6 protein-coding genes are annotated in these 14,845 nt (G+C 74.2%); 3 read left to right on the top strand and 3 right to left on the bottom strand.

Features of this window, described 5'->3' with window-relative positions:
- Window positions 1-410: 410 nt before the first annotated feature.
- Window positions 411-10,085 (top strand): calcium-binding protein, encoded by a 9,675-nt coding sequence (locus ACGF5C_RS30150; RefSeq protein ID WP_393307088.1) that lies wholly within the window; start codon window positions 411-413, stop codon window positions 10,083-10,085.
- Window positions 10,086-10,346: 261 nt separating this feature from the next.
- On the top strand, window positions 10,347-10,853 hold the full coding sequence (locus ACGF5C_RS30155) for a MarR family winged helix-turn-helix transcriptional regulator (RefSeq protein WP_393307090.1): 507 nt from the start codon (window positions 10,347-10,349) through the stop codon (window positions 10,851-10,853).
- Here ACGF5C_RS30155 and ACGF5C_RS30160 read toward each other — a convergent pair.
- Genes ACGF5C_RS30160 through ACGF5C_RS30170 form a run of 3 tightly spaced genes read right to left on the bottom strand, consistent with a single transcriptional unit; the run spans window position 10,775 to window position 13,622 of the window.
- The gene (locus tag ACGF5C_RS30160) at window positions 10,775-11,569 is read right to left on the bottom strand and encodes an ABC transporter ATP-binding protein (protein ID WP_393307092.1); all 795 of its coding nucleotides are present in this window, start codon (window positions 11,567-11,569) and stop codon (window positions 10,775-10,777) included. The genes ACGF5C_RS30155 and ACGF5C_RS30160 overlap by 79 nt on opposite strands.
- The gene (locus ACGF5C_RS30165; protein ID WP_393307094.1) at window positions 11,566-12,648 is read right to left on the bottom strand and encodes a FecCD family ABC transporter permease; all 1,083 of its coding nucleotides are present in this window, start codon (window positions 12,646-12,648) and stop codon (window positions 11,566-11,568) included. The genes ACGF5C_RS30160 and ACGF5C_RS30165 overlap by 4 nt, the downstream gene beginning before the upstream one ends.
- Window positions 12,645-13,622 (bottom strand): FecCD family ABC transporter permease, encoded by a 978-nt coding sequence (locus ACGF5C_RS30170; RefSeq protein ID WP_393307096.1) that lies wholly within the window; start codon window positions 13,620-13,622, stop codon window positions 12,645-12,647. Before ACGF5C_RS30170 ends, ACGF5C_RS30165 begins: the two co-directional genes overlap by 4 nt.
- A 184-nt stretch (window positions 13,623-13,806) precedes the next feature.
- On the opposite strand from ACGF5C_RS30170, the gene ACGF5C_RS30175 reads away from it, so the two are divergent.
- Window positions 13,807-14,772, top strand: a complete 966-nt coding sequence (locus ACGF5C_RS30175) for an ABC transporter substrate-binding protein (protein ID WP_393307098.1) — start codon at window positions 13,807-13,809, stop codon at window positions 14,770-14,772.
- The last annotated feature ends 73 nt before the right edge of the window (window positions 14,773-14,845 follow it).

Genomic DNA, 14,845 nt, shown 5'->3' on the forward strand with positions numbered 1-14,845 from the left:
CTGACGGTGCCAGAAAACGATCCCGCGCGCGGGCGAGCCGGCGTCAGAGCGACAGCTTCTGCCGGTCCAGGTCGCCGGAGTCACCGAACGCCGCGTCGCGTGCCCCCAACCGCCAGGTGCCGTATGCGGAGGTGGCGAGCAGGGCCACGCCGGCGAGCGCGGTGACGACGGCGGGGATCCGACGTGGCGCAGGGCTTCCATCAGTGCGGGCGGGGACGGGCGCGACATGGCCCGGGCGGTACGGCCCGCAGCACAGTCTTCTTTGCCACCCGGTCCGGCGGTGTCGACCGTTCGGATCGACGCACTGTCACCATGCCGACACACGAGTTGTGAGCATTTCCCGCGATCGATGTGCTGGCGCCGGACCAGCGCCGTCGGTGACGGCCATCGGACGAACGAGGTGGCTCATGGTGGCTCTACGACGGCTGCTCGCCGTGGCGATCGTGACGGCGGTGACCGCCGCGATGGGGTTGGTGTGGACGGCGGCCCCCGCCCAGGCCGACGAGGCGTGGGAGAGCGCGTTCAAGAACCTGATGTCCCGCACGGCCACCTGGGCCGACGACGGACTGTCCCAGCTGGGGCTGCTCGGCCAGCCGCTGCCTCTGCTCGGCGTCAGCCCCGGCGCGCTCGTCGACGCCGACACGCTCGTGGACAAGGCGTCCGACGCGTTGGCCAGCGGCCTGACCAGGGACGACGTCGACCTCGGCGGCGGCACCCGGCTCACCAGCTCGGTGAGCATCAGCGGCGGCGACCACCTGCTGGACGTGCTGCTGACCACGAAGCGCGAGGTGGTCGACAAGGACCTCACCCTGGCCGGGGTGACGCTGGACAAGGCGGTCGGCGTCACCGGCTGGGCCACCCTCCACCTGCGGGCCCGGCACACCGCCGCCGGGGAGACCTACCTGGTGCGCGACGGGGACACCCCGCGCATCGACATCGACGCGGCGGCGCGGCTGCGCGCCGACCTCGACCAGGCCACCGCCTCGGTCGGCATCCTCGGGGTCACGCTGACCGCCGGCAGCACCCTCACCGCGCGTACCCACCTCAAGGTCACCGTGACCGACCCCAACGGCGACGGCCGGCTCGCCTTCGACACGGCTGCCGGCACGAACAGCGGCGAACTCGGCGCGGCGGGCTCCCTCGCCGGCCTGGTGCAGGTGGCCCTCGACAACTCCGGCGGTGGGAAGATCTCCGACACCGACACCGAGACCGAGCCCGGCCCCGGCTCGGTGCACGGCGTGGTCAAGCTCGGCGCGGCCGTCTCCGGCGCGCCCTTCGCGCTGCCCGCCGTGGCGGCGACCGTGAACGTCGACTGGAACGACATCTCCGTCGGCACCCCCACGGTGACCACCACCGGCCTGGACGAGACGATCGCCAAGTTCCGCAACATGAGCCCGCTGGACCTGGCCTCCGGGCTCGCGCAGCTCGCCACCCTGCTCAGCGGCGTGCAACAGAGCGGCCCGGCCGGCAACCTCAACCTGCCCTTCCTGCGTGGCACGTTCGCCGACGCGGTGAAGGTCAACGAGAAGCTCACCGACTTCCTCCGCAAGTACGTCCACCCGCGGCCGGACGACCCGCAGTTCGACCCGGACTCCGACGACCCGGCCCTGGCCGGGCAGCCGAAGTTCAGCTCCATCCAGCAGTTGCTCGCCCTGCTCGCCGCCGAGGGGCTGCCGGTGGACAACCTCTCCTTCGACAACGACAAGCTGGTGTTCCGGGTCAAGCTGGAGCGGGAGTCCACGGTGGAGGTTCCGCTCGACCCGGGTGCCGCGGAGCTGTCCGGGCGCGGGGCGACCTTCACCGCCAAGGGCTTCAGCGTCAGCGGCAGCCGGTTCACGCCCGGCCAGCTGGTCGGCCAGCGGGTGGTGGCCGGCACCTCCGCCGGCACCGTCGCCGCCAACACGGCCAACTCCGTCACCCTCACCCAGGACTGGATCGGCGGGCAGCCGCCGAACGACAGCGTGTGGGTGATCAGCGGCTCCAGCCCGAACATCGGCGCCGTCGAGCTGGCCGGCACCCTCGCCAAGCCGGTCGGCGACGACGAGCGGGTCGGCCTGCGGGCGGCGAACGCGCAGGCCAGCTTCGCCAAGGTCAAGCCCCGCTACAGCGCGTCCGTCACGCTCGTGCTCGACCTGCGCGACGGCATCACCGACCCGAAGGCGAACGTCGACCGGGTGCTGCTGCGCACCGACCCGGCGACGCCGCTGTTCGCCGCCGACTTCCCGATCACCACTGGGGTGGACTTCTTCGCCACCGCCGGCTTCCTCAAGGTCAAGCTGGCCGGCGACCTCGCCGTCGGGCCGGCCGCCGCCGGCGAGCGGATGCTCCAGGTCAGCTTCAAGCAGGCGCAGGAGGTCAGCCTCGGCACGCTCTTCGAGCGGTTGAAGTCCGACCCGGGGAACCTGCTGGCCGTGTCGTCGTCGGTGAAGACGACCGGCCGGGTCACGGTCAGCGTGCCCGGCGCCACCGGCGCCCTCGGCGAGGGCATCGGCGTCGACGTGAGCTGGACGGCCGGTGGGCAGCCGGTGGTCGACACCTCGGCGCTTTCCGGGCTGTTCGCCGTCGACTTCAACCCCGACGACCCGAAGGCGCTCTTCGCGGTGGTCGTCGAGGCGCTGCGGCTGATCAACGCCGCGCTGTCCCAGCCCGGCGGCGGCAGCGGCCCGCTGGACAAGGAGATCCCGCTGCTCGGCCGCTCCGCTCGGCAGCTGCTCGGCGCCGACGAGAGCGGCGTCGGCAAGGACGTCACGTTCGTCGCCGACGGGGCGAACTTCCTGCTCAAGGACGCCTCCCGCGACGGCGACTCCGGCTTCGGCGCACGGCTCGAGGGCCGGACGGTCGTGATCGGCAGCAAGGCGTACCGGGTACTGAAGCAGATCGACGGGCAGATCCTGCGCGTCGAGGCGGCCGGTACGCCGAAGCCGGCCGACGGCACCGCGTACGCCCTGCGCCCGGAGCTGGCCGACGCGCTGGACAAGCTGCTCGCCTCGCCCCCCGACAATCTCCAGGACGCCCTGGACATGCTCAACGGGGCCATCGGCGAGGACAGCGGGATCAGCTTCACGCTGGACGAGCGCGCGGGCGGGCCGTTCCTGCGGCTCGGGCTGGACTGGAAGCGCAAGTTCCACACCGGTGGGCCGCTCAACTTCGCCTGGGACGCCCACCGCGAGCTGATCACCCTGGACAGCTCCGGCACCTTCGCGGTCGACGTCGACGCCCGGGCCCAGCTCGGCCTGCTGCTGCCCCTGCGACTGAACGCCGCGCCGCTGCTGGACCACAGCTCCTCGGCCAGCGTCACCGTCGCGGGCGGCGTCACCGACGCGGCGATCGCGGCGCGCGTCGGGCCGCTCGCCCTCGACCTCGGCAAGGACCCGGACTTCGCGACCGTGAAGGCCAATCTGAGCGTCGGCCTCGACGGCCTGACCGAGGACGGGCCGATCACCGGCCTGCTCGGATTGACGCCGACGTTCACCACCGCCGGCGTCGACTGCGGCGACGGGGTCGGCGGCGCGGAGGTGCCGCTCTGCGCGAAGGCGCCGCTGTTCGTCAACAACTGCGACCCGGCCGACGACACGAACCTGCTCACCTTCACCGTCGGCCTGGACCTGACGCCGACGGCCGGCACCCCGAACCTCGACTCCTGCTTCGCCAACCTGTCGCTCAAGCTCACCGACTTCAACGTCGGAATCGACGGGTACCTGGCCAAGGTCGAGGAGGCGCTGCGCCTGGCCAGCTTCGACGGCAAGCTGCCCCTGGTCGGCGACGACCTGCAGCAGGGCCAGCGCTTCGTCGCGCAACTGCGCGAGGACGTCAAGGCCGCGATCGGGCCGGTGCTGGCCAACGCCACGCTCGACAGCGCGGGTGTGCAGGCGGCCCTCAACGAGGTGCTCGCCGACCTGGACCCGGGCGTGAGCGCGGTGGTCAGCTGCCGCAGCGGCGTCACGGCGCCCTGCGCGCCCGAGGACTTCCAGGCGATCCGGATCAAGCTCACCACCTCCAAGGGCGCGCCCTCCGCAGCCGACGGGTGTAAGGACGCGAGCGCGTCCGACGAGTGCCTCAAGCTCAACGTGCCGCTCGACCTGGGCATCCCCGGCCTGTCGCTGAAGGCGAAGAAGGGCGCCCCGGACGGCATCCAGGCCAAGCTGGGCTGGAAGCTGCACCTGGACCTGGTCCTGGACCGGGACGAGGGCTTCTACGTCCCCACCCACGACGGGGACACCTCGCCAGAGGTGCAGGTCGGCGCCCAGTTCGACATGACCGGCGACCTGGCCGCCCAGCTCGCCTTCATCCAGGTGAAGGCGACGAAGCGGGCCACCGACCCGCTGGTGAAGGCGTACTTCGGCATCGACCTGAAGGGCTCACCGGGGGAGAAGAGCTGCTTCGACCCCACCGTCACCGCCGACTGCACGGCCAACCCGGACGACCGGCTGACCCTGGCCGAGTTCGCCGACCTGGGTTCGCTGCTCGCCACCGACCTCACCGCCGAGGTCAAGATCGACTGGAAGCTGGCTGCGGCGGTGGACACCGGCGGCGAGGACTCCGCGCTGCCGGGCATCAGCGCCACCTTCGGCCTACGGTGGGGCCTGACGCACAAGCGGGGCGGCCTCACCGCCACGGGCGACGGCGTCACCACACCACTGAAGGTGACGTTCACCGACATCGCCCTGGACGCCGGCGCCTTCTTCGACAAGATCCTCAAGCCGGTGGTGGAGAAGCTCAAGGCCGTCACCGGGCCGCTGCAACCGGTCATTGACACCCTGTACGCGCCGATCCCGGTGCTGTCGGACCTGTCGAAGGCCACCGGCGGCCCCGACATCACCCTGGTCTGGCTCGCCAAGACCTTCAGCACCCTCAACGGTGGTCCGAAGCTCGACTTCATCGACACCGTCCGCGCCGTGGTCACGTTCATCAACCGGATACCCGACTGCGACTCCGGCTGCTCCATCCCGCTCGGCGGGTTCAAGATGGACAGCGACAAGGCGCTGACCACGGAGGTCTCGCCGGCCTCGGCCGAGAGTCTGATCGACCGCACCTCCGAGTACAACCCGGCCTCCGGCGCGCAGGTGAAGGCGCGCGTCGACGACGCCGCGGGCGACGACGGCGAGAAGCTGTTCACCCCGGCCGCCGACGGCAGGAGCAACGCCCAGAAGACGGGCTTCAGCTTCCCGATCTTCGACAACCCGGGCTCGCTGTTCGGGCTGCTGCTCGGCCAGGACGTCGAGCTGATCAGCTTCGACTCGGGCCCGCTGGCGCTGGGCTTCAGCTGGCGGCAGTCGTTCGGCCCGGTCTACGCGCCGCCGCCGGTCTTCGTCACGCTGTCCGGCAGTGCCTCGGTGACCGCCCGGTTCATCGCCGGCCTGGACACCGCCGGAATCCGGCACGCCGTCGAGGCGGCCACCGACGGCACGGCCGTCGACGCGGTGAGCCTGCTCGACGGGCTGTACTTCAAGACCGCCGACAGCAGCGGCAAGCCCGTCCCGGTGGTCACCCTGCGCGGTGAGATCGCCGCCGGGGCCGAAGTGAGCGTGCTGATCGTCAAGGTCGGCATCGAGGGCGGCATCCAGCTCACCGTCGGCTTCAGCTGGAACGACCCGAACAACGACGGGAAGTTCCGCACCAGCGAGTTCCTCCAGGCGCTCCTGGTCAACCCGATCTGCCTGTTCACCACCAGCGGGCGGCTCTCGGTCTTCCTGCGGGTTTACGTCACCATCGACCTGTTCCTGTTCAAGAAGAAATTCGCCTTCACCCTGGTCGACGCGACCCTGCTCGACTTCCGGGCCCAACCGGACTGCTCCCCGCCGCCACCGGAACTCGCCGGCACCGTCGGGGACACCCTGGTCGTCTTCGCCGGCAAGTTCGGCACCAAGGACCAGCGCGGCGACAAGGCGTGGGACAACGGCGCCGACACCTACGCCGGTGACGTGGTCAAGGTGTACGCGCTGCACTACGCCGACGCGGGCACCCCGGGCGCCACGGACGACTTCGACGGCTTCGCGGTGGAGGCCCTGGGCCGCCGGCAGGAGTTCCTCGACCCGGCCCTGACCCGGGTGGTCGTCGACGGGCGCGGCTACGAGGTCGCCGACCCGGACAAGACGTCCCTGTCGGTGCTGCTCCTCGGTGACGGCGACACCAGCGGCGACGGCACGAGGACCTCCGCGTTCGAGAAGACCGCGGTGGTGCTCGGCTCCGACGGCAAGGACCGGATCCGCACCGGGACCGGGCCGGCGTACGTGGACGGCCGCGGCGGCGACGACGTGATCGTTACCGCCGAGGCGGCCGGCACGGTCAGCCGGGTCGCCGGCGGCGCCGGGATCGACAGCATCACCACCGGCGACGGCGACAACGTGGTCGCCGGTGACAGCGGCCTCGGCGGCACCGACCGGGGCGCCACCACCGTGCGCACCGGGGCCGGCGACAAGACCCTCAACGGGCTGGTCGACTGGACGACCTTGGGCGCCCCCACCGGCGACCACGCCGGCGCGGACGACCACGTCACCGTCGGGCACGGCGCCAGCACCGTCTACGGCAACGGTGGCGACGACGTGCTCGGCGCCATCGTCGACGACCGGACCAACGGCGGAAACACGCTGGTCGGCGGTCCCGGCGCGGACACCGTCAACGGCGGCCGGGGCGACGACACCATCCACACGTACGACACCGATGTCCCCGCCGACGCGGACCAGGCCGGCACCGGAGACGCCGGGCTGGTCAACCAGGTCGACACCGGCGCCGGCCAGGACGTCGTGCACGGCAGCGCCGGCGTGGACCTGGTCGTCTCGCACTCGGCGAACGGCCAGACGGGCCGCGTCTACGGCTACGGCGGCGACGACGTGCTGGTCGGCGGCTACGGCACCGACGAGCTGTTCGGCGGCCCCGACGAGGACTACGTGATCGCCGAGCCCTCCCGGGTCGGCGAGCCGGACGGGTCGGACGGCTACGGTCCGTTCCGCCAGGTCACCCACGAGCCGCTGCCGGCGGGCACGCAGTCGCAGGCCAAGCTGCTCGTCGGTGGACTCGGCAGCGACCACGTGATCGGCGGCGACGGCGGCGCGACGGTCTTCGGTGACCGGCACCTGCCCGCCGAGACCTGCGCCGACGCCACCCTCGCCGACGCACAGCCGGCCCCCGCCGACCAGGGCGCCGCCGACCTCGTCCTCGGCGGCGCCGGGGTCGAGGTGGTCTCGGCCGGTGGCGGCGATGACCGGGCCGACCTCGGCGGCGGCGACGACCGCGCCTGCGGGCAGCTCGGCGACGACACCCTGCACCTGGGTGGCGGAGCCGACCGGGCCTGGGGCGCGGCGGGCGTCGACCAGCTGCACGGCGACGACGGCGACGACCTGCTCTTCGGCAACGCCGGCGACGACGGCCTCTTCGGCGGCGCCGGCGTGGACACCGCCGAGGGTAACGCCGGCGGCGACCAGGTCTTCGGCGGTCGGGACGGCGACGTGCTGTACGGCGGTGGGCGCACCGCCGGCGCGGCCGACGGTGGAGACCGCCTCTACGGCGAGGAGGGGTCGGACCGGATCGTCGGCGACAACGGCACCCCGCGCGTCGGCGACGTCGGGCCCTACCCGCTGGACCTGGCCGGCGACGTGGCCGGGGCGGGCGCCGGGGACGTGATCTCCGGCGGCGGGGACGACGACCTCGCCTACGGCGGGCTCGGTGACGACCGGATCAACGGCGACGTCGGGCACGACCAGCTGGAGGGCAACAACGGCGCCGACCTCGTCCACGGCGACCACGGCCGGGACGAGATCGTCGGCGGCTCCGCGCAGGAGCCGGCCGCCGGCACGGGCCGGCCCGACGTCGGCGACCAGCTCCACGGTGACGGCGACAGCGACCTGATCGCCGGGGACAACGCCCGCTTCGCGCCGGCGGACGCCGACGCGACCCGGGTGACCCAGGGCCGGGCCGGCCCGCCGCGCAAGGTGACCCTGCTCGACCTCGGCTTCACCCCGGCGGCCGGCACCAGCGGCGGCGACCTGATCTTCGGTGGGGACTCCGACGACGTCATCTTCGGCCAGGGCGGGCCCGACCGGGTGCACGCCGACGGCGGCGCCGACTTCGCCGAGGGTGGCCCTGGCGCCGACTGGGTCGAGGGCAACCACGGCGACGACGACCTCGTGGGCGGTTCCAGCACCGCGTACGACGGAACCGGAGCGGCCACCACGGGCCAGCCGGACACCGCCGACGCGGTCTTCGGCGGCCCCGGGTCCGACGCCGTCATCGGCGACAACGGTGCGGTGCTGCGCCCGCTCGCCGGCGAGCAGCCGACGTCGGTGACCGTCCGGGTCGGTGCCGGCGGCACCCTCTTCGGTCCGCGGATCGTGGTGCTGCTGGACCGGGCGGCGGCCACGGCCGGCCGGTACGGCGACGACCGGATCAGCGGCGGCGACGGCGTCGACACGCTCTGGGGTCAGGACGGCGACGACGCCCTGACCGGTGACGGTGACGGCGACTACCTGGAAGGCAACGGCGGGGCGGACGTCCTGCGTGGGGACAGCGCCCTCGGCGCGGCGGGACGGGCCACGGTCGCCCCGCTGCCCGACCCGGGCTGGCCGGGCGACCCGGCGGCCGCGGCCGACCTCGTCGGCGACGGCGCGCCGGCCGGCCAGGACGACCTGATCGGCGGCAGCTCGGCCCCGGGCTTCCGGGACACCGGGGACGTGGTGGAGGGCAACGGCGCCGACGACGTGCTCCTCGGCGACAACGGGTCGCTGCTGCGGACCGTGACCCTGGTCGACGGCAGCCCGGCCGAGCGGGTCTACACCGAGCGGTACCCGACCGGCGCCGTGCCGGCCGACGCCACCCGGGCCCGTACCCACGATCCGGCCCTGCCCGGCCCGTCCACCCGGTTCTGCACCACCGCCCAGGCCACCTGCGAGCCGGCCGGCGCGTTCGGCGGCGACCAGCTCTACGGCGACGCCGGCAACGACGGCGTCTGGGGCCAGGACGGCGACGACACGATCCGCGGCGGCGACGGCGACGACGACCTCCTCGGTGAGCTCGGCGCCGACACCCTGTACGGCGACGACGGCCGGGACGCCATCCTCGGCGACCGGGGCGGCGTGGTGAGCCAGTACCTCAACCCCGACGACGTGGCGGCGCTGGGCTTCACCACCACGCTGTCGTCGGTGCCGCAGGAGACGTACACCGGATTCCGGGCCGGCGGCTACGACCGGCGTGTGGATCTGCTGCACGACACCGACGGGGACGCCTGGATCGGCAGCTCCACCTCGGCGCCGATGCCGCACTCCGGGTTGACCGCCGGATCGGCGGACCGCGTCCGGGGCGGTGCCGGGGCGGACAACATCCACACCGGGTTCGGTGACGACGTCGCCAACGGCGACAGCGGCGGCGACGAGCTGTTCGGGTCGGAGGGGTCGGACGTGCTGTGGGGCGGCAAGGGCTGCGACCCGATGCTCGACGCGGCCAACCCGCAGTGCCAGGTGGACGGCGTCTTCAGCGCCGCCGCCCGGGGCGACAGCGACCAGTACGTCGACCACCTCTTCGGCGGCGCCGGGGCGACCGGCGGCCCGGCCGTGGCCGCGGTGCTCAGTTCCGACCTGCTGGACTTCCGCCCCCGCGGGTCGTACCCGGACAACTGCGCGGCCGGGGCCTGGCCGGTGGACCTGGCGTCGGGCACGGTCGACCCGTGCCTGTGGTTCGAGATGACGAACCTGGACGACGACGCCGTGGCCGACAACCAGCACCACCACGGCACCGACTGGATGTACGGCGGCTGGGACCGGGACGTGCTGCAGGGTGACGTGACGGCGAACGGCCCGAACAACGGCGACCGGCTCTTCGACTGGAACGGCGCCTACAACCTGTTCACCCACTGCAACTCGGCCTACGGCGGGTTCAACGACGTGCGCCAGCACAGCCCGGCCATGCAGGAGTTCCTGACCCAGCTGGCCTGGGCGTCCGGCGCCGGTCGCAGCGCGACCGACGTGACCACGGCCGGCACCTCGGCGTTCCTCGAGTTGTCGTACGTCTACCCACGCGACAACCGCGAGCAGGGCGCCGGGGTGGCGTTCCCCGGCACCCCGGGGCACTTCGACCAGCCGTCCTGCACGGACTGACCGTCCGATCGGATCGGGCCCGGCTCTCCCACGGGAGGGTCGGGCCCCGCTCGTCGCCGGTCCTTGGGCCGGCCGGACGATCCGTCGTCGCCACCGTCCTTCAGGGCCGACGCCGGCGATGCCGTCCGCGCCGCGGCGGGCATCGTCAGCGCGCCGTCGGTAGGGTCGTTCCGTGCATCGTCATCCCGCGTCCCTCGCCGGGCGCGCGCCAGAACCGGCGACCCGTCCGTGACCGGCCCGCACGGCGACGACGCTGTGTCGTTGGCCCGTCAGTTACCCGTGTTCGGCGCGGTCGCCCGAGCGGCCCGCCGGGCGGTGCGTCGGCAGGTGGACGTGCCGAGGCTGGCCGAGGCGCAGGTCGAGGTCCTGCGGACCGTCGAGGCGAACCCGGGCGTCGGCATCCGGTCGGTGGCCGAGCGTCTCCAACTGGTGCCGAACACGGTGTCGACCATCGTCGGCGAGCTGGTCGGCGCGGGCCTGCTGGTCCGCGAGCGCGACGAGGCGGACCGCCGCGCCGCGCGGCTGCGGCTCACGCCGGCGGCCGTCGAGCGCCTGGCGTCGTGGGGCGCCGCCCGGGAGGAGGTGCTGTCGGCCGCGCTGCTGCGCCTCGACGACGCCGACCGCCGGGCGATCGGGCAGGCTGTGCCGGCGGTCCGCCGGCTGCTGGCCGTCCTGGAGGAAACGGCCGGTCAGGACGCCAGCCGCAGGGGCACCACGACCGGGCAGTCGGTGGCCGGGTCGCGCAGCACGGCGGACTCGACCCCGTAGAGCCGGCGCACCAGCTCGGTGGTGACGACCGCGTCCGGCGCACCCTCGGCGACCACCCGGCCGGCGTGCATGGCCACGAGGTGGTCGGCGTAGCGGCAGGCGGAGGTCAGGTCGTGGACCACGACCACGACCGTGCGGCCGGCGGCGGCCAGCTCGCGGAGCAGCTCGAAGACCTCGAGTTGGTGGCCCAGGTCGAGGGCCGCGGTGGGTTCGTCGAGCAGCAGTACGGGCGTGTCCTGCGCGACCGCCATCGCGATCCAGGCCCGCTGCCGCTGCCCACCCGACAGGGTCTCCAGGGGCCGGTCGGCCAGCTCGGCGACGTTGGCGGCGGCGAGTGCCCGGTGCACGGCCTCCTGGTCCTGCGCGGACCACTGCCGCAGCAACCCCTGGTGCGGCTGCCGCCCGAAGCGCACGAGATCGGTAACGGTGAGCCCGTCCGGGGCCTCGGCCGACTGCGGCAGCAGGCCGATCGCGCGGGCCGCCTCGCGGGCCGGCAGCTTCGCCAGCACGCGCCCGTCGAGCAGAACGGCGCCGCCCCTCGGCCGGTGCTGCCGGCTGAGCCCGCCGAGCAGCGTGCTCTTGCCGCAGCCGTTCGGCCCGACGACGGCGGTGAGGCGGCCGGGCGGCAGGGTCAGCCGTACGGCGTCGACGACGACGGTGCGCTCGTACGCCAGGGTCAGGTCGTCGGCGTGCAGGACGGCGGCGGGTGTGGTCACGGGACTCTCCGGGGGCGTGAGCTGAGCAGGAGCCAGATGAGGTAGGGGCCGCCGACGACGGCGGTGACGAGCCCGACCGGCACCTCGACCGGGGCGGCGACCGTGCGCCCGAGGGTGTCGGCGAGCAGCACCAGCGCGGCGCCGGCGAGGGCGCTGCCGAGGACGGGGACGCCGCGCGGGCCGCAGATGCGGCGTGCGGCCTCGGGGGCGACGAGCGCGACGAGGCCGAGGGGGCCGCCGACAGCGACCGCCAGCCCCGCCAACGTCACGCAGACCGCCAACGCGGCGAGCCGGACGACGCGGACCCGCACACCGAGCCCGGCGGCCACCGCGTCGGGGAACCGCAGCGCCGCGAGCTGCCGCCCCACCAGCATCCCGGCCGGCAGGCACAGCAGGAGGCCGACGGCGAGCAGGGTGACCGGCAGGACGGGCCGGGCGTTCAGCGTGCCGACCGACCAGGGGAACGCGGCGTTGGCGGCGTCGATCGACGCGCGGACGAGCATCAGGTTGGTCACCGCGCCGAGCACCGCCCCCACGCCCAGTCCCACCACGACGAACCGGTAGCCGGAGGTCCCGGCGCCGCCGGCGAGCCCCAGGGCCAGCGCGGCCGCGGTGGCCGCGCCGACGAGCGCCATGCCCGAGGGGGCGTACGTGGTGGCGACGCCGACGACGGAGGCGACGGCGAACGCGGTGGCGCCGTCGTCGATGCCGACCGTGCCGGGGGTGGCGAGCCGGTTGCGCGCCAGGGTCTGCATGAGGCACCCGGAGGCGCCGAGCGCGGCGCCGACGAGCAGGCCGGCGACCAGGCGCGGCAGCCGGAGCCGCTGTACGACGAGGACGTCGGCGGCGTCGCCGACGCCCACGATGGCGGGCAGCGACCGCAGTGGACCCATGGACACCGTGCCGACCGCCAGGGCGGCGCTGACGGCGAGCACGAGCAGCACGACGAGGACGGCGCAGCCGACCGCGGCGCGTACCGGCAGCAGCACGGACATCCGACCGAGCCGCAGCAGGCGGGTGCCGCGCGGGCCACGCGGGCCGGCGGGGACGGTGACCGGCACGGCGGGGGAGGCGCTCACAGCGCGGGCACCCGTCGGGCGCGTACCACGGCGACGAGGACCGGGGCGCCGAGCAGCGCGGTGACCACGCCGAGCGGCATCTCGTAGGGCCGCACGAGCAGTCGGGACAGCACGTCGGCGGCCAGCACGACGGCCGGCCCCAGCAGCAGCGACGGCCCCAGCACGCGACGCAGGTCCGGCCCCACCAGCGCCCGGGCGGCGAAGGGCACCACCAGACCGACGAACGCGATCGGGCCGGCGACGGCGGTGGCCGCGCCGACCAGCAGTGCCACGGCGACCACCGCGCCGAGCCGGACGCGCCCCGGGCGGTGACCCAGACCGGCGGCCACCTGCTCGCCGAGGGCGAGGGCGGCGAGCGGGCGGGCCACCAGGACGACCAGCAGGCCACCGAGCAGCAACGCCGGGACGACCGACGCCAGCACGCCGAGGTCCCGGCCGGCGACCGCGCCGACGGTCCAGAACCGGACCTCGTCGGCGCTGCGCTGGTCGACGAGCAGCAGCACGGAGGTGAAGGAACCCAGCAGACCGCTCAACGCCGCCCCGGCGAGCACCAGCCGCACCGGGTCGTTGCCGACCCCGCGCAGCCGTGCGGCGCCGAGCGCGGCCAGGCACCCGAGCAGGGCGCCGAGCACGGCGACGTACGGGCCGAGCGTCGCGACGCTGCCGCCGAACGCGATGACCAGCACGACGGCGGTGGACGCGCCGGCGCTGACGCCCAACAGGCCGGGCTCGGCGAGCGGGTTGCGGGCGGCGGCCTGGAGCACGGCGCCCGCGATGCCCAGCGCCGCTCCGACGACCACGGCGACGACCGTCCGGTCCCAGCGCAGCTGCCACACCGCGAAGGCCGCCTCGGCGTCACCCGCGCCCACGAGCGCCCGCAGCGCCCGCCCGGGGCCCACCTGACCGCTGCCGAACAGCAGCGACGCGACGACGGCCAGCGCCAGCACGGCGAGCGGCACGACAATCCCCGCCACCCGGGGCCGGGACGGGCCTGCCGTTTCCGCCTGCCGTGCCGGGGGGCGGGGCACGGCCCGCCGGCGTTCCTGGACGACCACGCGTGCCCTCCGAGCTGTTCGCGCCCCGCCGGGCGGATGTGGTTAGGTAAGGCATACCATACCTCTCCCACAGAGGTTTCTTTCGAGCACCTTCGGAGCATCCATGAACGTCTCCCGCACCCGACTGTCCCGCCGGCGTCTCGCCGCCGGGCTCGCCGCACTGCCGCTGATCCTGCTGACCGCCTGCGGCGGGTCGTCCGACCCGGCGCCCGCCTCGGCGGGCGGATCGCAGGGCGGGGCCACCGTGGAGACCACGTTCGGCTCCGTCCAGGTGCCGGCCGCGCCGAAGCGGGTCGTGGCGCTGGGCGACACGCCCCTGGACAGCGCGCTCGCGCTCGGCGTCGTGCCGGTCGGCACGCTGTCGAGCCGGGGTGGCACGGGCGTGGCCGCCTACCTGGCCGACCGGGTTCCCGGCATTACGCTGGTCGGCACCGTGCGGGAGATCAACCTGGAGGCCGTCGTCGCGGCCAAGCCCGACCTCGTGCTGGCCGCGTCCAGCACGACGCAGGAGCAGTACGACGCGCTCAAGGCGATCGCGCCGACCGTCGTCCCGAAACCGCAGGCGTTCGGCAACTGGGAGAGCGAGACCCGTACCATCGCCGCCGCGCTCGGCAAGCAGGCCGAGGGCGACAAGCTCATCGCCGACATCGAGCAGCGCGCCAAGGACCTCGCGGCCAAGCGGACCGATGCCGGCACCGCCGCCGTCGTCCGGTGGATGCCCACCGGCCCGCTCATCATGTCCTCGTCCCTGATGGCCGGGCGGCTCGTCGAGCTGACCGGCGACACCCTGCCGGCGGTCGCGGACTTCACCGACAAGCCGCACACCGACCCGCTCAGCCTGGAGAACCTCGGCCAGCTCGACGCCGACTTCATCTACGTCGCCACCCTCAACGCCGACGGCGAGAAGGCCCTCGCGGCGGCCAGGGCGCAGCCCGCGTTCGCCCGCCTCGAAGCCGCCCGCAACAACCGGGTCGCGGCCGTCGACGGCAGCGTGTGGAGCAGCGGGGCCGGACCCATCGCCGCCGGCAAGGTGCTCGACGACATCGAGCGACTGCGCGCCGCCGCCTGATCCCACCGGGCCGGCTCCGGGCGCCCGGCACCCGGAGCCGGCCCACGGCACGACGACCCGCCCGGCTGCACAC

Origin of the sequence: Micromonospora sp. NPDC047620 (assembly GCF_043205005.1) — a bacterium.
In the GTDB taxonomy this organism is placed as follows: domain Bacteria; phylum Actinomycetota; class Actinomycetes; order Mycobacteriales; family Micromonosporaceae; genus Micromonospora.